Below are 20833 nucleotides of genomic sequence, written 5' to 3' on the forward strand. Positions count from 1 at the left end.
TGCCCTTTCAAAGGCCGCGGAGCCGGCCTTCGACATGCGTGCGGGTCTTGCCGCCGACCCAGATTTGACCAGCCTCGTCGCGGGTCAAATGAATGCGGCCATGGCGGCCGAGGCGTGTCCCCTGGGCGGCGACATAGTCGTCGTCAACCACACCTGTCGCGAACAGCCACTGCGCCATTGAAGCATTGAGGCTTCCAGTGACCGGGTCTTCGACGACGGTGCCCAGATGGTCGCTGAAGAAGGCGCGAACCTCGAAGGCCGCGTTGCCGCCTGTTGCATGAGGGCCGATAACGCCGACATCGATCCGGCCGGGCCAACCGCGGAGCGGATTGAGGGCGAGCACCGTTTCCGCCGATACCAGCCTGATGCCCAGCCATCCGGGACCGTTGTCGATCCAGGCGGCATCAAGGACATCGCCGGATTCGATCCCCAGCAGTCGCCGGGCCTGGTCCAATTCATCCTGTGTCGGCGCGCCGGAGCGGATCAGCGGCGGGGCGGCGAAGGAAAGCCGCTCGTGATTGCGTCGGATCGGAACCAGCCCGGCTCCGCATTCCTGGACGATTTCCGCTTCGCTCTTCGGCACGCGGCCCGTCGAGAGCCACGCATGACAGCTGCCGAGCGTCGGGTGCCCGGCAAAAGGCATCTCCCTGTCCAGCGTGAAGATCCTGACCCGGTAGTCCGCCTCAGGATGCGTGGGTGGCAAGAGAAAAGCGGTCTCGGACAGGTTGAACCACCGCGTCAGCCGCTGCATGTCATCCGTTGCCGGGGCATCGGCACCGATGACGACCGCCAGCGGATTGCCCGAAAGCGGCCCGGCGCCGAAGACATCGATCATATGGATCGCAAAGGTCATGACATCGCTCTTTCAATTCAGGTCAGTTCGTGATGGCGCCGACAAGCCGGGATATCAACGTTGCCAGGCAAGCAGATTGACTCCCGCAACGGCGAACACCGCGGATAGCGTGCCTTCGATCCAGCGCCGAAGACGGGTATACAGGGCGATCATCCGAGCGGTCGAGAAGAGGACCGCATAACCACCGAACACGATGACGCCGAGGAACGCGCAACCACCGATGATCGCCGGCAAGGTGCCGCCGGGGGCGTGCTCCTGAAGCCCAAGGGACATGATTGCCATCCAGGCCAGAACCGCCTTCGGGTTCCCGATATGCATGAGAATGCCCTGGCGGTAGAGCCGCCGATAGCGAGGTGTCGAGCGTCCTGGTTCCATCTTCGCGAAGCCGGAGCCCAGTTTCAGCGCCGATCTGCCCGTGCGGAACGCCAGGTAGAGCAGATAGACACCCCCAACCATCTTGATGACGAAAAGCGCCTCGGCATAGGCGGCCAGCACGGCGGAAACGCCGGTCGCCGCCAGGATCGCCCAGAAGAGTGAGCCCGTGATGACGCCGGCAGCCAGAACGAGGGCCGGCAGACGGCCGTCGCGCATCGCTGTTCCCATGATCGCCATGTTGCTCGGTCCGGGGCTGGCGGTGGCGATGAGGTAGGTGCCGTAGGCGAGTGCGATCTGACTGGCGATCATTCGAGTTTCTCCAAAGATGCGGGGCGTCTCCAGCGTTACGGCTGGAGGTCTCCGCGATGAACGATATGGACCTTGTTCCCGTCGGGGTCGCGCAGATACGCGCCGAAGTAGCCGTCACCGTAGTGGGGGCGTAACCCGGGTGCGCCGTCGTCCGTCCCGCCGTGCGCGAGACCGTTCGCGTAGGCCGTGTTCACGGCTTCTTGCGAGGGGGCCAGAAAGGCGACCATGCTGCCGTTGCCGATGGTCGCCGGCTCACCGTCGTACGGGATGTAGACATAGAAGCGCGGCAGCGGCGATTGACCGGTTACCCAGCAAAGCGCCGGAGGCCCGCCATCGGACGTGACGACGCGACGCTTCAGTCCGAGCGGAGCGAGCAGCGCGTCATAGAAACGGCCTGCCCGCCCAAGATCACGCGCCCCAACAGTTACATGGCTCAACATTCGACTCTCCACACGCCTGTCATGGCGATCAGGCGCCTCCAGAAATGCATGACCTCATCCAATCACATCGCGCATGTTACGCTTGTTGCTTTCATAAATAGTGTCACGTGACACTAATATTTGGGCGGCGAACATGCTTCTGCAATCCCCTTGGTCACCACGACTTGCCGACATCGACGCGAATACCGCCGAGCGGTTGGTCCTCGCCCTCGCCGACGACATCATCGAGGGGCGGCTGACGGGAGGCGACCGTCTGCCCGCTCATCGCGATCTCGCGTTGAAACTGGGGATTGGCCTTGGCACGGTGACGAAAGCCTATGCCTCGCTTGAACGGCGAGGCCTGACGCGCAGCATCAAGGGCCGAGGAACTTTCGTGGCGATCCGCCAGGCGCATCACGATCGCCAGATCGACCTTTCGTCCAATGTGCCGCCAGCCATGCTCGACGCGCGCTTGCTGGCGCGAACGTTGACGGGGATCGCACGCAAGATCGATGCGGACCATCTCAATCTCTATGCCCCGCCCGCCGGACATATGGAGCACCGACGTGTGCTGGCTCGCTGGCTCGAAACGCTGGGCCTGATGGTGGAACCGACGCATCTGGTGCTAACGAGCGGCGCCCGTCAGGCGCTATCGTTGGCCTTCGATCTTGCCTGTGGCTCGCAGGGGCTGCTTCTGACCGAGCGGATCACCTATCCTGGCGCGATCGCGCTGGCTCGGCGTAGCGGATATCGGATGCAGGGCGTCGAGACCGACGCGCAGGGGATGGCGCCGGGGGCACTGGCGGACGCACTCGACGGCATCGCGTCGACCGGCAGCAAGGCGGTCTATCTCACGCCGACGCTGCACAACCCGACCACCGCAACGATGGGCACGGAACGAAGGCAGGCCATCGTGGATATTTGCCGCCGGGCGGGCGCGTGGATCATCGAGGACGGCGTCTATGCGTCGGCAGAGCCGGCTTCGCCACCGCTTGCGGCGTTGGCGCCCGAGATCACCTTGCATGTGAACGGGCTGTCCAAATCGCTCGGCCCCGGTTTGCAGATCGGCGTGCTCGCGCTGCCGGCCGGACTCAACGACGCAGCGGAAGACGCGCTGCGGGACCTGCCAATGGCGCCGTCGGCGCTCTCTTGCGCAGTGGTTGAGGAGTGGCTGGCCACCGACGTCATCTCCTCGATCCAGCGGGACCTCCACCACGAGGCGCGGCGTCGATCCAATCTGGCCATCTCTCTGCTCGGCGCGAGCGAAGTGGTCTCGCATCCCGGCGCCTACAACGCGTGGCTGCCGATGGAGCGTGACGCTGCCAATCGTGTCGCATCCGTCGCAGCAGCGATGCGTATCAAGGTGACCCCTCCGGAATCCATGATGGTGAACCCGGAGGATCGGGCGAGCGGAATTCGACTTTGCCTCGGCGGCCCGTCGTTCGACGATCTGACAGAAGCACTGACCCTTCTGGCAGGGCTGATGAAGCAGCGCGCGTGACGCCACCGGGCGAGCACCGTACTAGCCGTTTGGTCGCAGGGTTTTGTATCTCTCCCCACTAACGGTAATTGGCGGCTCTTTGGTCCGGCGATTACCAAATCGTGCAAACGATCTGCTTCGATTCCACACGCCACACGCCTCGCTCATTTCAACATTATAGAAATAATGTCAAACAGCAGGGGCGTGAAAGTTGGATATTTAACGGTTTACGTTATATTATTAACGAAACTACCGACTCAAACCGTCATGTCCGACCTCGTTGCCGACGAATCCCGCCTGATCGCCGAAATCGACCGCCTGAGAGCCGATTTCCCGAAGACCCGCGAGCTCTATCGCGAGGTCTGCGCGTTGATGTTCTTCCGTTTCGGCGTCACGCCCACCGCGAACCGCCTTTACCAGCTCGTGCGCAAGGGCAGCATGAGCACGCCGACGGCGGTGCTCGGCGAGTTCTGGGCCGAGTTGCGGGAAAAGAGCCGGGTGCGCATCGAGCATCCGGATTTGCCGGCCGATCTGCAGGCGGCAGCGGGCGAGCTCGTCGCCGCGTTGTGGCGCCGCTCGAGTGCCGATGCCGCCGCAGCGCTCGATGCACTGCGCGCCGAAGTCGAAGCCGAGCGGGCCGCGGCGAAAGCGGAGGTCGCGGCATTGCAAGCCGACCTGTCCCGCACCGAAACCGCGCTGGAGCACCGCACGAGCGCGTTGCTGGCGGCCCAGGTGCGCATCCAGGAACTCGAGCAGGCGAGGGCGGCCGACGAAGCATCGCGCCGCGCGCTGCAAGCGGAAATCGAGCGGCTGAAGTCCGACAACGCGGACGCCGATCGCGCGCTGGCGCAGGCGCGCGCCGATTTCACGTCGCAACTCGACCGGCTGCGCGACGACGCGGGCCGGGCCGAGGAGCGCTTGCGTGCAGCGGAGAAGCGAGCGCTTCAGGAGATCGACCGCGAACGGCTCGCGGCCGCACGCGTTCAGAAGGAATTCGACGCGGCCACGGCTCGTGCCGAACAGCGCGATACGCAGCACCGCAAGGATCTCGCGGCACTGCAGGCGCAACTGGCCGACACGCAACACCGCTGCGGCATGCTCGAAGGCCAGCTCGACGGGGCCCGCGCGGCCAATGCCGCGTACGTCGGCGAACTCGACGCATTGCGTGCCGAACGCGCGTCACGCGCCCCCGCGCGCCGGGCGCCGGGTCGACCGGCGGGCGGCACCCTGCGTGCGGCGAAACCGGTCGCGAGGAAGCTCGCCCCCAAACCCGCGTGACTTGGGGCGCCACGGTGTGGCGACGACGTGTCCGCGACGCGGTGCGATTCGGGTAAAGTGCCGCTCAACTTGCCGGCTCGACCTTACTAGACGACCGGTCTAATCGTTGCTAAGATACGCCATCATGAATGCATCTTCAGGCGCGGAAGTCCGCCAGCACATCCTGAATATCGCGAAGCCGATCATGCTCCACAAGGGGTTTTCGGCGGTCGGTCTGAACGAGATTCTCGCCGCGGCGGGCATCCCGAAGGGCTCGTTCTACCATTACTTCGGCTCGAAGGAGGCGTTCGGCGAGGCGCTGCTCGAATCGTATTTCGAAGGCTATCTCGAGCACCTCGACAACCTGCTCAAGCACCCGGCCGGCACGGGCGCGCAGCGCCTGATGACGTACTGGGGCAACTGGCTGCGCACGCAGTGCGCGGACGATCCGGAAGGCAAGTGCCTCGCGGTGAAGCTCGGTGCGGAAGTGTCCGATTTGTCGGAGGCGATGCGCGCGGTCCTGCGGCGCGGCACCGGCCAGATCATCGAGCGGCTCGCGGGCGGGATCGAGGCCGGGTTGGCCGACGGTTCGCTGGGCGGCGTCGACGATCCGGCGCATACGGCCGCGATCCTTTACGAGCTGTGGCTGGGCGCGACGCTGCTGGAGAAGATTCACCGCGACCGCAAACCGCTCGAACGCGCGATGCTCGAAACACGGCGGATGCTGAACCTGCCGTCCTTCGAGCCTGACGGAGTGCAGTCGTAATGTGGGCGCGCGCAGGCGCGCCTTGTTTTTTGCGTGAGCGCTAGACGACTGGTCTACTTACGCTGAGGTCACATTGTTTTACCCGCGAGGCCGCGGCCCCGCCGCCGGCTGATTCGCCGGCAACGCCGCAGCCTCGCGCATCACGGTTGTCCAACGTTGATCCGATCGTGCCCGTGCACGTCCCTTCCTGTTGACGGAGGTTCCCATGCCGCAAGGCAAGGCAGCAAACCGCAGAATCATTCTGAATGCGCGCCCGGTCGGCGCGCCCACCCCGAACGACTTTCGTCTCGAAACCGGCGACGTACCGGTGCCCGGTGCCGGCCAGGTGCTGCTGCGCACGATCTGGCTGTCGCTCGACCCGTACATGCGCGGCCGGATGAGCGACGCGCCGTCGTATGCGCCGCCGGTCGAACTCGGCGACGTGATGGTCGGCGGCACGGTCAGCCGTGTCGTGGCGTCGAACCTGCCCGCGTATCGCGAAGGCGACCTGGTCGTCGCGCGCGGTGGCTGGCAGGACTATTCGCTGTCGGACGGCAGCGGTCTCATTCCGCTCGGCCGCGACTTCGCGCATCCGTCGCACGCGCTCGGCGTGCTCGGCATGCCGGGGTTCACCGCGTACACCGGGCTGCTGAAGATCGGCGAGCCGAAGGCCGGCGAAACCGTGGTCGTCGCCGCCGCGAGCGGGGCGGTCGGTGCGGTGGTCGGCCAGATCGCGAAGCTGAAGGGCTGCCGCGTGATCGGCGTCGCGGGCGGCGCCGACAAGGTCGCGTACGTGAAGGGCACGCTTGGCTTCGACGATTGCGTCGACCACCGCGATCCGCAATTCGCCGCCCGGCTGAAGGAAGCCTGTCCGAAGGGCATCGACGTCTATTTCGAGAACGTCGGCGGCGCCGTGTTCGATGCGGTGTGGCCGCTGCTCAACGAGCATGCGCGCGTGCCGGTGTGCGGACTGATCGCCCATTACAACGACACCGCGTTGCCGGCCGGCCCCGATCGCCTGCCGCTGCTGATGGGGACGATCCTGCGCAAGCGCATCCGGATGCAGGGCTTCATCATTTTCGATCATTACGCGACGGGCTACGCGCAGTTCCTGACGGAGATGAGCGAGTGGCTCGCGCAGGGCAAGGTGAAGGCGCTCGAGGATGTCATCCCCGATCTCGCCGATGCGCCGAACGCGCTGATCGGCTTGCTCGCCGGCAAGAATTTCGGCAAGGTCGTCGTGCGCGTGGGTCCGGACGAACTGGCCTGACACCGGCGCAAGACGACACACGACGATTGCACGCTGGCGTCGCGAGACGCCGGCTTGTGGCATGCTCGATTCCGTTTCGAAAGGAGTGACAAAGATGGCGCTTCACGTGATTGCTTCCCTGTTCCTGAAACCCGAACACGCGCAGGCCGCCGAGGCCGAATTGCGCAGCATGGTCGCCAAGACGCGCGTCGAGCCGGGCAACCGGCGCTACGACCTGTTCCGCGAGCAGGACGGTTCGCCGAACCTGCACCTGTACGAGATCTACGACGACCAGGCCGCGTTCGACGCGCACCTCGCCAGCCCGCATTTCACGGAATTTCGCGTGAAGTCGGCCGACTGGTTCGCGGCGCCGCCCGTCATCAAGGTGCTGTCGGGCATCGACGTGGCCGAGTAACGACGCGGTACCCCCGTCACGGCCCGTTCTCGCCCGGGACCGTGCGGCAGCCGTCACGCATGACGCAACGGCGATGACAACGACAACGCGGCGCAGCGCATCGTTCGCGCCGCTTCCCCAATACACCGTCCCCGGAGGCTGAATGGTCACCCTCAACATCAACGGCGAGAACCGCACGGTCGACGCCCCCGACGACATGCCCCTGCTGTGGGTCCTGCGCGACGTCGTCGGCCTGACCGGCACGAAATTCGGCTGCGGGATCGCGCAATGCGGCGCGTGCACCGTGCATCTCGACGGCGTCGCCGCACGCGCATGCGTGCTGCCGGTCGCGGCCGTCGCGGGCCGCAGGATCACGACGATCGAAGCCGTCGGCGCGACGCCGGCCGGGCAGAAGGTCCAGCAGGCATGGCGCGAGGTCGACGTCGTCCAGTGCGGCTACTGCCAGTCCGGGCAGGTGATGGCGGCCACCGCGCTGATCGCATCGAACCCGAACCCGAGCGACGCCGACATCGACGCGGCGATGGCCGGCAACATCTGCCGCTGCGGTACCTACAACCGGATTCGCGCGGCGGTCAAACACGCCGCGAAGGGGGCATGAGATGAAACAGCCACCACGCTCACTTTGTTCGCTGCCCCGCGAGGGGGCGGTCAGCCTCGTTGAGGCGGCTCTGCGGAGGCTGACATGTCGCGAGGACTGATCGAAGCAGGTCGGGCCGGCGCGGGCGTGTCGCGCCGTTCGTTTCTCAAGGCGGGCATGTCGCTCGGCGCGGCGGCGGGCGGCGGCCTGCTGCTCGGCTTCAGCATGCCGGCGGCGGGCGATGATGCACGCCGCTCGGTGATCGGCGGCGATGCGGACGAAAGCGCGCGCGCCGGCGTATTCGCGCCGAACGCGTTCGTGCAGATCGACCGCGCCGGCAAGGTCACGCTGGTGATGCCGAAGGTCGAAATGGGCCAGGGCGTCTACACGGCGCTGCCGATGCTGATCGCCGAGGAACTCGAGGTGCCGCTGTCGAACGTCACGCTCGACCATGCGCCCCCGAACGAGAAGCTGTTCCTCGATCCGCTGCTCGGCGGCCAGCTGACCGGCGGCTCGACGTCGGTGCGCTACGCGTGGGAACCGCTGCGCCGCGCGGGCGCGACCGCACGCACGCTGCTGGTTTCGGCGGCGGCGAAACAATGGAACGTCGATCCGGCCAGCTGCCGGGCGGCGAACGGCGAAGTGCAGCACACGCCGAGCGGCCGGCGCGCATCGTACGGCCAGCTCGCGGACGCCGCGTCGAAGCTGCCGGTGCCGAAGGACGTCGCGCTGAAGCAGCCGGCCGATTTCAAGCTGATCGGCAAGCCGGTGAAGCGGCTCGACTCGCCGGAGAAGGTCGACGGCACCGCGCAGTTCGGGCTCGACGTGCGCGTGCCAGGCATGCTGTATGCGGTGATCGTGAACAGCCCGGTGTTCGGCGGCACGGTCGCGAGCGTCGACGACACGGCCGCGAAGAAGATCCCCGGCGTGCGCCAGGTGGTGCGCGCGGACAACGCGGTCGCGGTGGTCGGCGATCACACGTGGGCCGCGAAGCGCGGCGCGTCGGCGCTCGTCGTGAAGTGGAACGAAGGCGCGGGCGCGAAGGTGTCGACGAAGGACATCGTCGCCGATCTCGCGCAGGCCGCCGCGAACGGGAAGGGCGCGGTCGCGCGCAAGGACGGCGACGTCGGCCGCGCGTTCGCGAACGCGAAGACGCGCATCGATGCCGTCTACGAACAGCCGCTCCTTGCGCACGCAACGATGGAGCCGGTGAACTGCACGGTGCACGTGCGCGGCGACGGCTGCGAGATCTGGGTCGGCACGCAGGTGCCGACGCGGGCGGTCGACACCGTGCAGAAGCTCACGGGTCTCGCGCCCGACCGGATCGTCGTGCACAACCACCTGCTCGGCGGCGGTTTCGGCCGACGGCTCGAAACGGACATGATCGGCCAGGCCGTGAAGATCGCGAAGCAGGTCAACGCGCCGGTGAAGGTCGTGTGGACGCGCGAGGAAGACATCCAGCACGACATGTATCGCCCGTACTACTACGACCGGATCTCGGCCGGCCTCGACGCGAACGGCAAGCCGGTCGCATGGCAGCACCGGATCGTCGGTTCGTCGATCCTCGCGCGCTTCGCACCGCCGGCCTTCAAGGACGGCGTCGATCCCGACGCGGTCGAGGTTGCCAACGACCTGCCGTACGACCTGCCGAACCAGTTGATCGACTACGTGCGCCAGGAACCGCGCCACGTGCCGACCGCGTTCTGGCGCGGCGTCGGGCCGACCCGCAGCACGTTCGTCGTCGAGAGCTTCATCGACGAACTCGCGGCGCAGGCCAAGACCGATCCCGTCCAGTACCGCCGCGCGCTGCTCGACAAGACGCCGCGTGCGCGCAACGTGCTCGATGTCGCGACGAAGGCGGCCGGCTGGGGCACGCCGCTGCCGAAGGGGCAAGGGCGCGGCGTATCGGTGATGCACGCGTTCGGCAGCTTCTTCTCGATCGTCATCGACGTCGCGGTGGAAGGCGGCGAAGTGCAGGTCAAGCGTGCCGTGTGCGCGGTCGACTGCGGGATGGCCGTGAATCCGAGCACGATCGAGGCGCAGGTGCAGGGCGGCATCATCTTCGGGATCACGGGCGCGCTGTATGGCGAGATCACGATCGAGGACGGCCGCGTCGTGCAGAGCAACTTCACCGACTACCGGGTGATGCGCATCAACGAGACGCCGCCGATCGAGGTTCATCTCGTCAAAAGCGCCGAGGCGCCGGGCGGAATCGGCGAGCCGGGCACCGCGGCGACCGCGGCTGCCGTGTCGAACGCGATCTTCGCGGCGACCGGCACGCGGCTGCGCAAGCTGCCGGTCGGCAACCAGCTGAAGACGGCTTGAGGGGAGGACACGAACCATGCGAAACCTCACCTCGAATCGTCCGAACCGCCTGAATCGCGCCGCTCGCACGTTCGGCACGTCGTTGATCGCGCTGTCCGCACTGATGGCCGGCACGACGGCGCATGCCGCGCAAGCGGCCGCCGCCGACAGCGCGCTGGTCGCACGCGGCGCGTATCTTGCGAAGGCCGGCGATTGCGTCGCGTGCCACACCGCGCCGCGCGGCACGCCGTTCGCCGGCGGCCTGAAGATGGTCACGCCGATGGGCGCGATCTACACGACCAACATCACGCCCGACCCGGACACGGGCATCGGCGGCTATACGGAAGCCGATTTTGCGAACGCGTTGCGCAAGGGCGTCGCGAAGGACGGCCACAACCTGTATCCGGCGATGCCGTATCCGTCGTACGCGAAGCTGAAGGACGACGACGTGAAGGCGCTGTACGCGTACCTCATGCACGGCGTCGAGCCGGTGAAGCAGGCGAACCGGGCGTCCGACATCCCGTGGCCGCTCAACATGCGCTGGCCGCTCGCGTTGTGGAACATGGTGTTCCTCGATACGACGCCTTATGCCGACAAGCCGGCCAAGGACGCGATGTGGAACCGCGGCGCGTATCTCGTGCAGGGGCTCGGGCACTGCGGATCGTGCCATACGCCGCGCGGTGTAGGCTTCCAGGAGAAGGCGCTGGACGAGGGCGGTTCGGCGTTCCTGTCGGGCGCGCCGATCGACAACTGGTTCGCGTCGAACCTGACCGGCGAGCACAATACCGGGCTGGGCCGCTGGAGCGATGCGGATATCGCGCAATTCCTGAAGACCGGCGCGAACCGGCATGCGACCGCGTTCGGCTCGATGGTCAGCGTGATCAACCACAGCACGCAGGAACTGACCGACGACGATCTGGCGGCGATGTCCCGCTACCTGAAATCGCTGCCGGCAGCGGGTGGCACGGGCGCGCCGCCTTACCGTTACGAGCCGAAGGCGACGCAGGTCGTGCTGGGCCGGCCGGCGAACGATCCGGGCGCAAAGGTGTATAACGCTTACTGCCTGCATTGTCATGGCGCGGACGGCCGCGGCTACGCGCCGCTGCTCGCGCCGCTCGCCGGCAACCCGAACGTGCTCGAGGCCGATGCCGCGTCGCTGATCAACGTGACGTTGAACGGCAGCGAGTCGCTCGTGATCGGTGGCGTGCCGTCCGCGTACCCGATGCCGGCGTTCGCGAACCAGCTGAACGACCAGCAGATCGCCGACGTGCTGACGTTCATGCGCGCCGGCTGGAACAACGGCGCGCCGGCCGTGCAAGCGGCGGAGGTCGCGAAACTCCGCAAGGCGACGGCGGCCGCGCGCTGAGCGCCGAGCGCCGAGCGCGGCCGACCGTGGCGGACGACGACGGGCATGCGTGCCGCACGCCGGTCGTCGCACATTGCCGGGTGCAGGGCGCCCGGTGGCGCAGCTCTTTCTGTCAACCGGCGTGCGGCCGTTCGCGGCCGCGCGCGTTTTATCGACGTAAAACTGGGGTGTCTGGATGGCTAACGTGACTTATACGGATACGCAACTGCTGATCGACGGCGAGTGGGTCGACGCCGCGAGCGGCAAGACGATCGACGTCGTGAACCCGGCGACGGGCAAGGCGATCGGCAAGGTGGCCCACGCGGGCATCGCCGATCTCGATCGCGCGCTGGCCGCGGCGCAGCGCGGTTTCGAAGCATGGCGCAAGGTGCCCGCGCACGAGCGCGCGGCGACGATGCGCAAGGCGGCCGCGCTGGTGCGCGAGCGCGCCGACACGATCGCGCAGCTGATGACGCAGGAGCAGGGCAAGCCGCTGACGGAAGCGCGTGTGGAAGTGCTGTCGGCCGCCGACATCATCGAATGGTTCGCGGACGAAGGCCGCCGCGTCTATGGCCGGATCGTGCCGCCGCGCAATCTCGGCGCGCAGCAGACCGTCGTGAAGGAGCCGGTCGGACCGGTCGCGGCGTTCACGCCGTGGAATTTCCCGGTCAACCAGGTCGTGCGCAAGCTGAGCGCCGCGCTGGCGACCGGCTGTTCGTTCCTCGTGAAGGCGCCGGAAGAAACCCCGGCATCGCCGGCCGCGCTGCTGCGCGCGTTCGTCGACGCGGGCGTGCCGGCCGGTGTGATCGGTCTCGTGTACGGCGATCCGGCGGAAATCTCGTCGTACCTGATTCCGCATCCGGTGATCCGCAAGGTGACGTTCACGGGCTCGACGCCGGTCGGCAAGCAACTCGCGGCGCTCGCGGGCCAGCACATGAAGCGCGCGACGATGGAGCTGGGCGGCCACGCGCCGGTGATCGTCGCCGAGGACGCGGACGTCGCGCTGGCGGTGAAGGCCGCCGGTGGCGCGAAGTTCCGCAACGCGGGCCAGGTGTGCATCTCGCCGACGCGTTTCCTCGTGCACAACAGCATCCGCGACGAATTCACGCGTGCGCTGGTCGCGCATGCGCAGGGGCTGAAGGTCGGCAACGGCCTCGAGGAAGGCACGACGCTCGGCGCGCTGGCGAACCCGCGCCGGCTGACCGCGATGGCGTCGGTCGTCGAGAACGCGCGCAAGGTCGGCGCGAGCATCGAGACGGGCGGCGAACGGATCGGCTCGGAAGGCAACTTCTTCGCGCCGACCGTGATCGCGAACGTGCCGCTCGAAGCGGACGTGTTCAACAACGAGCCGTTCGGCCCGGTCGCGGCGATCCGCGGTTTCGACAAGCTCGAGGATGCGATCGCCGAAGCCAATCGCCTGCCGTTCGGGCTGGCCGGCTATGCGTTCACGCGTTCGTTCGCGAACGTGCACCTGCTGACGCAGCGCCTCGAAGTCGGGATGCTGTGGATCAACCAGCCGGCGACGCCGTGGCCGGAAATGCCGTTCGGCGGCGTGAAGGATTCGGGCTACGGGTCGGAAGGCGGGCCGGAAGCGCTGGAGCCGTATCTCGTCACGAAGTCGGTGACGGTGATGGCGGTCTGATGACCAGGTGGTCGCGTGCGTGCCGCCGTTTACGCGGTGCGCACGCGGCATGGCGTTGCCGAGAGCCGGGTGTTCTGCCCGGCCTTGTTTTTTCTGATTCGTTCACCGTCGGTCACCGCAGTGTCCAGTCTCGCCCGGATCACGAGCACTCCATCGCCACGGCGTTTGTCGATTGACTGAGCCTGATCTCGCCCAGGTAGGCGCTGTCGCCCAATCTGCACTCGCGCCAGGCATTGCCGCGGGCATGCCGGATTTGGACTCTGTAGAGGCCGCTGCCCCTGGCCAGGCCGTCGAACCGGAAATCGCCGAAGCCGTCCGAGACGGTTTCGGCCACCTGCCGATTACCTGCATATAAGACGACGACCGCATCCGTGACACACTCGACCACGTCTCCTGCCTGAGCACTGACACTTCCGCCGACGAAGCACGTTTCCCACCGTTCGAGGCCGCTATACCACACGCGGGGCTTCGTGCTCAGGTTGGGTCGCAATACCTTGAGTCCCTCGCGCCTGGCCTTCTCGGCCATCGCCGTGTCATCGAGCTTGACCGTCTCGAAGACATCGGTGGGGCACGACTGCTGACAACGCGGGCGGGACCAGCCCTGGTCGAGCAAATGCGCATCGAAGATCCAGATCTGGGGCAGTTGCAGTTCTTCGTTCCAGACGATCGCCTTGTAAGGGCACGCCTTGACGATGTCCTTTCGGCCTCGCGCCTTGTCCGGATCGATGATGACGATGCCGTCGGCGCGCTTGCGAATGGCGCTGCCGCCCGCACGCATGCAGGGCGCGTCGTCGCAGTGGTTGCACATGACCGGCAGATAAGTGGTCTCGATCATGTGCGAAGCACCCTGTACACGACGCAGGATGCGGATGGGGCTCTCGGCACTGGCCGAAGCGGGTGCCGCGTAGCCGGGGAAGTCATTGCCGACGTGCTCGTCCCGCGCGGCGATCACGCAGTTCTGGCAGTTCTCGCAACGGCCGACGTTGATGATCAGGTTCCACTTGCTCATTTGACATTCCTCACGCTGCGCGACCGAGCATGAATGCCTCGGCACCGCGCCATTTCTCGACCTGCACCAGGCAGGAATTCGGGCTCATGCTGCTGGTGCCGGCGGTCTGAGGCCGGTCGGGGGTCAGCATGTTCATGCAGCCGCCGATCTCGACCTGCTCGCCATCGATTTCGATCAGCTGAAACTCAGCGCTCGCCTCGTAGGATTTCACCACTCCAGCGTTCACCAGGGGCGAGACATCGGCCGCACAGATCACGGCGCCGCGGTCGTTGTGTACTTTGACGAGATCGCGATGGGCGATGCATCGAACAGCGGCGTCTGCCGGGTTGAGCCTCAGCAGCCAGAACCGGTGCCCCGCGATCAGCGCGCGATGATCGTCGATGCCGTTCACGGCGGAATTCTTTCCGTCACCGTGGGTATGAAAGCTGTAGCGGCTGTGGGTGGCGACCAGTTGCAGCGGGTAGCGCCGGGCCAGGTCCGAGCGCAACCCCTCCCAGGAGGGGATATATCGGTTGAGCGGGGGGCGCTCCGGATTGTCCGCGGTGTGCCGCTTCAGCAACTCGGGCACGAACTCCAGCTTGCCGCTCGGCGTCTGCAGGCCCTTGCCGAACCGTTCCGAGAACTGTGACGGCAGCGGATGAGGTTCCGGCAGGTCCTTCTTCCTGTCTTCCGCAAACCAGCGCATATCCACGGGATGGCGCAGTTCGGGCTTTTCGGGCGGCACGACGAAATAGCCTTTGCGGCAAAATTCGCGCCACGAAATGTGATCGGGCAGATCCGACGAGTCGAAGACGCGCTTGACCCAGTCGAGATCCCCGCAGCCTTCGGTGAAAATGCCACCCAGGCCCAACCGGGTCAGGATGGCAGTGAAAATGTCGTAGTCGGAGCGGGACTCGCCCAAGGGTTCGATGCACTTGTGCTGCAGCGTCAGCATGCGATGGTTGACCGTGCCATACCCGTGGTGGGCGTAGCCGCCCGAATTCGCCCATTCTCCGATGTCCCAGCGCTCCAGCGAAGTGCACGCGGGCAGGATGATGTCGGCGAACTGGGCTTCGCCTTCCATCCAGATCGACTGATTGACGACGAATTCGATGCTCGAGTGCCGGTAGGCCTGCGTCCAGCGTCCGGAATTCGTCACGGTACTGAACGCGGATCCGCCGTAGCGATAGATCATGTGGATCGGCGAATAGCCGGGCATCGGGTAGGTGAATGGCGCAAACTGGGCTTCCTGGGACATGCCGTCCCAGAGATAACCGGTGGCGTGACCGTTGAGGATCGCATCGGGCATCTGCTGTCGCGGCACCATTTGCTTGACGGGATTCATGGTCAGGATATGCGGCATGCGCTGGTAGTTGTCCACCGCATTGGCGGTCCACGCCAGGTCGCCTGAAATGCCGCCGTCCGCGTAGCCGGGGAAGTAGAACTGGAGATCGTGCGGGACGCCGATTTCGAGGCAACCGAAATTCACCCCCGGCTTGCCCCAGCCCTGCATGGACATCATCATGATCATGCAGCGCGCCCATTGCGCGCCGGTCGCCCCGCGGCCTGCGCCGCCGAATCCCGCGCCGGTCATCCCGACGGCGAGATGCACCTTCTTCTTCCCCCACAGGCGCGCAAGCGCACGGGCGTCCTTGGCCGGCACGCCGGTCTCGCTCTCCTGCCACTCGGGCGTCTTGGGGGTACCGTCGGTTTCGCCCAGCAGGTAGGCTTTCCAATCGTCGAAACCGGTCGTGCGCGTCGCGACGTAATCCTTGTCGTACAGGCCCTCCACGGTCCAGACGTACATGATGGCGGTTGCCAGGGCAGCATCGGTTTGCGGCCGGATCGGGATCCAGCGCCCGCCCAGCAGCTGTGCGGTGGGATTGCAGTGCGGGTCGATGTGAACGAACTCGATGCCGAGTTCCTTGGCCCACAGGCGGCGCGGGGTTCCCTCGAATCCTGCGTAGGCTCCGTTGGTACTTTCGGGGTCGCAGGACCAGAACACGATCATTTCGGCTTCCTTGAGACCGTCCTCGAGGCCCCCGTAGCCGGAGGGCACGCCGACGCGCATCGAGTTGCCGAAATGATGCATGGCGCCCCAGTACCAGCCTTCCCAGCTGTCCGGATTCGCGGCGACCCGGGTGAAGCCGATCAGGTTGGCGAAGCGCGTCAGCGCGCTGAGGTAGTAGCCGACGTTGCCCCACTGGTGGTGGGACGACATCGGGAAAGTGATGGAACCGGGGCCGTGAACACGCTTCTGCCGGTTGATCTCCCTGGCGACGATGTCCAGGGCCTCGTCCCAGCTGATACGCACATAGCCGGACTTGCCCCGGTTCTGCGGATTGCGCTCGCCGTCCGGGTCGAAGTCGACCCGTTTCATCGGGTGAAGGATGCGCTTGTCGGAGTAGACCAGCGACTTGAGGGTCAACGCGTGGGGCGCGACCAGTCCGCGCCGTGGCGGGCTGAAGCGGCGTCCACGTGCCTCGATCACCCAGCTTGACGCATCCGTATCGTCCAGCTCGATGGGCGTCACGCGGACGATGCGGCCATCCTTGACGTAGACGAACAGGGGGCCGCCATTGGTACAGGTGGTGTAGCGTCGGGTGCCGTCGCGCATGGGCGTGCCCATCGTCAGGCCGACCGTGCGCATCATGCTCAGGGTTTGCATGAGCCAAACCAGCAGTTCGTCCTCGCCCTCGGTGACCACCTTGAAGTTCTTGGCGGCGTGGACGATCTCGCCCTGGTCCGGGTTCGGGGAAAGGAACTTCAGGGCGGTGGCGACGTCCTTGAAGGCCATGCGCGCATCGGGCCGCGCATGCTTGCCGGCGCGCGACCGAATGCGGCCATTCCTGAACTCGATGGCGCGACCGATGCTTTGATCCATGAGCCCGATCCACGCGACGAGATTGCGCTCCTTGAGGCGATCGCGGTAGGCGGGGAAGCGGCGCGCCGTCAGGTCCAGAACCTTGGGCAATGCAAAAAGAATGGTCTTGAGAGCCTGTCGTTTCATCGTTCGATCCAAAGTGTTGCTTCCATGCGGGGGGCTGGCATCGGGACGCACCCGCTAGAACGTGTAAGCGACGTTCAGGAAGACGTTGACGGGATTGAGTCGGAGCGTCGATGTGGAAACGATCTGCGTGCCGGTCGCGGTCTGTCCGTATAACGTGAGGTGGGTCTTCACCGGCATGTAGCCGACGGAAGCACCGACCGACCAATGTTTGGTCATCGCGTAACTCGCGCCGAGCTCGAACACCGGGTTCCACGATGAACTGAGTGTCGCGCGCGCCGAGCCGCCCGGCCCGAAGCTGTCGGTGACGAACTGGCGATTGGTCGCCCGAACCTGGGTGAACCACGTGTAGTTGACGCCAAGTCCTACGTACGGACGGAATTTCGATTCAGCTGAAAACAGGTGATATCGAAGTTCGACGGCGGGCGGCATCGGCCTTGTCGTGCCGAGGGTTCCGTACTTCTGCAACGTCCCGTCACCGACAAGATTGACTGTCAGTGGCAGTCCGAACAGCATGGCGACACCAATGTTGTCGGTGACGTAGTACTCGGTGGTGATGCCCATCGTATCCGTCGAGCTGGCATGCGCCCCGGTACCACCCATTTGCTGATTCACCGTTACGCCGCCGACACTTTGCACGGTCAGGGGCGTCGCGTCGCCCTGGGGCGCGACGTGCAGCCATCCAACCGACGTAGTGATGCTTCCGGCCGTCTGCGCATCTGCGTTGTCGGCAAGTGCAGCCGTGCAGATGCAAACCATCGCACCTGCGAAACTCGTCGTTCGCCTCAATTTCATTTTGCGTCTCCTCTGTCTCGATCCGATTAAAGAACTACAGTTGCTTTGGATACCTTATTGATAGTGACAAGCCGCTCTCGGAATTTGTGTTGTCGCGGCTAGTCACGCGCCTCCGTCACCGCAGATCTGTTGCTGCCGGACCGGACGACCGAATGGGTTCCGCTGCGAACGAGATCGAAAACGCAAACGGAAAACGCCCCAGCACGAAGCGCGCGGCAGTCTCGAGCCCGGGATTGCTCAGCTCGACCGAGACCGACATTCCGCCGGAATCACTGGTCGAGACGTCGACTGATGCGCCGGGCGCTCCGCCCTGGTCCAATGCCGCGCGGAGTGCGTCACTCGTCTCGCGGCGCTTGAGTTCGGGTTTGAATATCTTGCCGACGCCGGTGAGCGGGATCGCCTCGACGATTCGGACGTGCTTCGGCAGGGCGGCGCGTTCCGCGATCTCCTGCTGCATGAACACTTCCAGATCGTGTTCGCTAGCCGTCATGCCCGGCTTGAGCTGAACATACGCGACCGGCAGCTCGCCGGCATAGGCATCGGGGCGCCCGATCGCCGCTGCGATCTGGACTGCCGGGTGTCGATGCAGCGGTTCCTCGATCGTCGCCGGGTCGATATTGTGTCCGCCGCGGATGATCAACTCCTTCTTGCGGCCGGTCAGCCAGAAGTAACCGTCGATGTCGCAGCGGCCGAGGTCGCCCGTGTTGAGCCAGCGCTTGCCGTCGCCGAGATCGAGCCACAGGGCCTCGTTCTGGTCGGGACGCGTGTAGCCGGTGAACACGTTCGGCCCGGAGATGACGAGCAACCCCTCTTCGTTGGCTGCGCAGTCGCGCAGATACCGTCCCGCATCGTCCACGACGACCGCCTTCATCGCCTGGAAGGGGATGCGAAGCCCGATTGATCCCAGCCGACGCTCGCCGTTCGGCGGGTTGACGCTGCTCACGCACGTTCCTTCGGTCAGGCCGTAACCTTCGAGAATCCGGATGCCCGTTTTTTCCTGGAAGGACCTGAAGACGCCGACCGGCATCGGCGCGGCACCGCACAGGCCGTATTCGAGCGAGTCGATGACATGATCCTCGGAGGGAATGTCGAGCAGCGAAGCATAAAGCGTCGGGACGCCACTGAAGAAATTGATGTGATGATGTTCGACGATTTCCCAGAAGCGTTTGACGACGCCGTCGCCCCGGTAACCCTGCGGTGTGCCGAGCACGACATGGGCACCGCGCGAGAATGGCAGGAGGCCGGTCACCATCGCGGCGTTGACGTGAAAGAGCGGCAAGCCGCAAAAAGTCGTTTTGCCGGGGCCGATGCTGTCGCCGAAGAACCGGCCGGCGCTCCAGGCATTCGCCACTTCGTTGCCGTGACTGCGCATCGCGATTTTCGGCAACCCGGTGGTTCCACCGGTACAGAAGTAAGAGGACATGTCGCCGGGTCGAATGCGGCGCGCACTGTCGAGCGCCGTACCGGATTCCTGCGCGATTGCCGTACCGAAGTCGTGGATCTGGATGTGCGCAGGCACGGCGCTGCGCAAACCGCCAGCGCCGTACAACTGCGCACACGCGTCGTGCTGGAGCGTGCGTGCCGCCGACTGCGCCATGCCCCGCACGCGATCGGCCAGGTTGACCAGCACGAGATGCCGCAGCGGCTCGACCTCATGAAGGATGTCCGCGACCTTTTGCCAGAGATCGGTCCCGGGAAATGGCGCGAGCGTCACGAGCACGCTGGCGCCGGCGGCTTTGAGCAGCTGACCGATCGCTTCGCCTTCAAGCAGCGGATTGATCGCGCATACGATGCCGGTTGCCTGTCCGCCCCAGATCACGAAATGCGTTTCGGGCAGATTGGGCAGCACATAAGCGATCACCGACTGCGAATTCACACCGAGGCGCGCGAACATGTTGGCCGTGCGCGTGATGTCACGGACCAGCTCGCGATAGGTCCAGCACTCGGCGTCGCGGTGCGCGTCGGCGGTCATGAAAAAGGAGAGGGCGGGGGCGGACGGATCGATGGCCGCACCGGCGCAGATCATCTCGTACGTGCTGGCCGGAAGGTCCGGCGGAAGGCCCGGCGCTTCGATCGCCAGCACGTCGTCTTGGGTCGCGATGCCGTTCATGCTGCTTCGTCCACGATCTCGTTACGTTGCACGCCCAGGTCGATCGTTCCGTCGCGGCTCGCGATCCGGGCTTCGACGATGTCTCCGGCCTTCAGATACTGCGCGCGCCCCGCCTGCACCTTCATGAACATCTTCCATTTGACGGATTCGGGGAAAAGCGCGACGGCCCGCTGCTTGAGCGGCGACGGGATGCTGAGTGCGCAGCCGGCCGGCGTGCCGGTCGCGAGCAGGTCGCCGGCGTGAAGGTCGTGCACGCCCGACAACTCGGTCAACGTTTCCGCCGGACCGTAGACGAGGTTGGATGTCGAGTCCTGCTGGCGCACCGCGCCGTTGACGGTCAACGTGAGGTCGAGCGTCTTCAGCTTCGGGAAGTCATGCCGCTCGAGCAGGCACAGATAGGGGCCGACCGGGCCGAACGTCCGGAAGCTCTTGCCCTTGTAGAACTGCATCTGCGGGATCTGGACATCGCGCGCGGAATAGTCGTTGACGATCACGGTGCCGGCGACATAGTCGTGCAGGTTCGCGTCCGTGATCTGCTGATGAGACGTGATGTCGCGTTTGAGGATGAGGCCGAGCTCGATTTCGTAGTCGAGAAACCGGACGTGCCGGGGTTTCACGACTCGTGAGTCGGCGGCGACGATGCAACTCGTCGCCTTCGTGAAGATCATGTTGAATTTTTTCGCGTCCGGATCCATGCCGGATTCGATCATGTGCCGACGGTAATTCGCCCCCTGGCAAACGAACTGCTGGTTGGCGGTCACCGGTGGCAGCCACTCCACGTCCGACTCCGGAATCGTCGGTCCGTCGAGCGAGACGAGTCGTTCAACCGGATTCGCCGCGAGAAAGCTCGCGGTTGTCTCGAAGTCGCCGGGAATCGGCGTGACGGCGCCGTTGGCGACCACGCCCCATTGGGCGCGGCCATGATGCCGGAAGTGCAGGACATGCAGTGACATGAATGATCTC

General features: G+C 65.6%; 17 protein-coding genes. 9 read left to right on the top strand and 8 right to left on the bottom strand.

Annotated features, from left to right (window positions below):
• Positions 1–7: 7 nt before the first annotated feature.
• Genes DIE16_RS01470 through DIE16_RS01480 form a run of 3 tightly spaced genes read right to left on the bottom strand, consistent with a single transcriptional unit; the run spans position 8 to position 1977 of the window.
• Positions 8–853, bottom strand: coding sequence for a PhzF family phenazine biosynthesis protein (locus DIE16_RS01470; protein ID WP_124519465.1), 846 nt, complete (start codon positions 851–853; stop codon positions 8–10).
• 54 nt (positions 854–907) lie between these two features.
• Positions 908–1537, bottom strand: coding sequence for a LysE family translocator (locus DIE16_RS01475; RefSeq protein ID WP_124519464.1), 630 nt, complete (start codon positions 1535–1537; stop codon positions 908–910).
• A 35-nt stretch (positions 1538–1572) separates the two neighbouring features.
• Positions 1573–1977, bottom strand: a complete 405-nt coding sequence (locus DIE16_RS01480; protein ID WP_124519463.1) for a VOC family protein — start codon at positions 1975–1977, stop codon at positions 1573–1575.
• A 133-nt stretch (positions 1978–2110) separates the two neighbouring features.
• Between DIE16_RS01480 and DIE16_RS01485 the strand changes: the two genes are divergently transcribed.
• The 9 genes from DIE16_RS01485 (at position 2111) to DIE16_RS01525 (ending at position 12970) form a co-directional block, all read left to right on the top strand.
• Positions 2111–3457: a PLP-dependent aminotransferase family protein gene (locus tag DIE16_RS01485; protein ID WP_124484830.1), complete on the top strand. Its 1347-nt coding sequence runs from the start codon at positions 2111–2113 to the stop codon at positions 3455–3457.
• Between the two features lie 246 nt (positions 3458–3703).
• Complete coding sequence (locus DIE16_RS01490; RefSeq protein ID WP_124519697.1) at positions 3704–4714, top strand: DNA-binding protein; 1011 nt, start codon at positions 3704–3706, stop codon at positions 4712–4714.
• 124 nt (positions 4715–4838) lie between these two features.
• Positions 4839–5459 carry a TetR/AcrR family transcriptional regulator gene (locus DIE16_RS01495; protein WP_044843116.1) on the top strand — a complete coding sequence of 207 codons (621 nt, stop codon included), beginning with the start codon at positions 4839–4841 and terminating at the stop codon, positions 5457–5459.
• Between the two features lie 205 nt (positions 5460–5664).
• Complete coding sequence (locus DIE16_RS01500) at positions 5665–6708, top strand: NADP-dependent oxidoreductase (protein WP_124519462.1); 1044 nt, start codon at positions 5665–5667, stop codon at positions 6706–6708.
• A 94-nt stretch (positions 6709–6802) separates the two neighbouring features.
• Positions 6803–7102, top strand: a complete 300-nt coding sequence (locus DIE16_RS01505) for a putative quinol monooxygenase (protein WP_044843118.1) — start codon at positions 6803–6805, stop codon at positions 7100–7102.
• Between the two features lie 142 nt (positions 7103–7244).
• A complete protein-coding gene (locus DIE16_RS01510) occupies positions 7245–7700 on the top strand; it encodes a (2Fe-2S)-binding protein (protein ID WP_124891638.1) in 456 nt (151 codons plus the stop codon).
• Positions 7701–7784: 84 nt separating this feature from the next.
• On the top strand, positions 7785–10004 hold the full coding sequence (locus DIE16_RS01515; RefSeq protein WP_124519461.1) for a xanthine dehydrogenase family protein molybdopterin-binding subunit: 2220 nt from the start codon (positions 7785–7787) through the stop codon (positions 10002–10004).
• A gap of 16 nt (positions 10005–10020) precedes the next feature.
• Complete coding sequence (locus DIE16_RS01520; RefSeq protein ID WP_185500285.1) at positions 10021–11349, top strand: cytochrome c; 1329 nt, start codon at positions 10021–10023, stop codon at positions 11347–11349.
• A 175-nt stretch (positions 11350–11524) separates the two neighbouring features.
• Positions 11525–12970 carry an NAD-dependent succinate-semialdehyde dehydrogenase gene (locus DIE16_RS01525; protein WP_124519460.1) on the top strand — a complete coding sequence of 482 codons (1446 nt, stop codon included), beginning with the start codon at positions 11525–11527 and terminating at the stop codon, positions 12968–12970.
• 139 nt (positions 12971–13109) lie between these two features.
• Here DIE16_RS01525 and DIE16_RS01530 read toward each other — a convergent pair whose 3' ends face one another.
• The 5 genes from DIE16_RS01530 to DIE16_RS01550 form a co-directional block, all read right to left on the bottom strand.
• Complete coding sequence (locus DIE16_RS01530; RefSeq protein ID WP_124519556.1) at positions 13110–13979, bottom strand: 4Fe-4S dicluster domain-containing protein; 870 nt, start codon at positions 13977–13979, stop codon at positions 13110–13112.
• Positions 13980–13989: 10 nt separating this feature from the next.
• Entirely contained in the window at positions 13990–16968 is a 2979-nt protein-coding gene (locus tag DIE16_RS01535) for a molybdopterin-dependent oxidoreductase (protein WP_124572899.1), read from the bottom strand.
• 54 nt (positions 16969–17022) lie between these two features.
• Entirely contained in the window at positions 17023–17760 is a 738-nt protein-coding gene (locus DIE16_RS01540; protein ID WP_124484823.1) for an OmpW family protein, read from the bottom strand.
• 115 nt (positions 17761–17875) lie between these two features.
• On the bottom strand, positions 17876–19870 hold the full coding sequence (locus tag DIE16_RS01545) for an acyl-CoA synthetase (RefSeq protein ID WP_124519456.1): 1995 nt from the start codon (positions 19868–19870) through the stop codon (positions 17876–17878).
• Positions 19867–20823: a fumarylacetoacetate hydrolase family protein gene (locus DIE16_RS01550; RefSeq protein WP_124484821.1), complete on the bottom strand. Its 957-nt coding sequence runs from the start codon at positions 20821–20823 to the stop codon at positions 19867–19869. Before DIE16_RS01550 ends, DIE16_RS01545 begins: the two co-directional genes overlap by 4 nt.
• Positions 20824–20833: the final 10 nt, after the last annotated feature.

This window comes from Burkholderia sp. Bp9090, assembly GCF_003857985.1.
Taxonomy (GTDB): Bacteria; Pseudomonadota; Gammaproteobacteria; order Burkholderiales; family Burkholderiaceae; genus Burkholderia.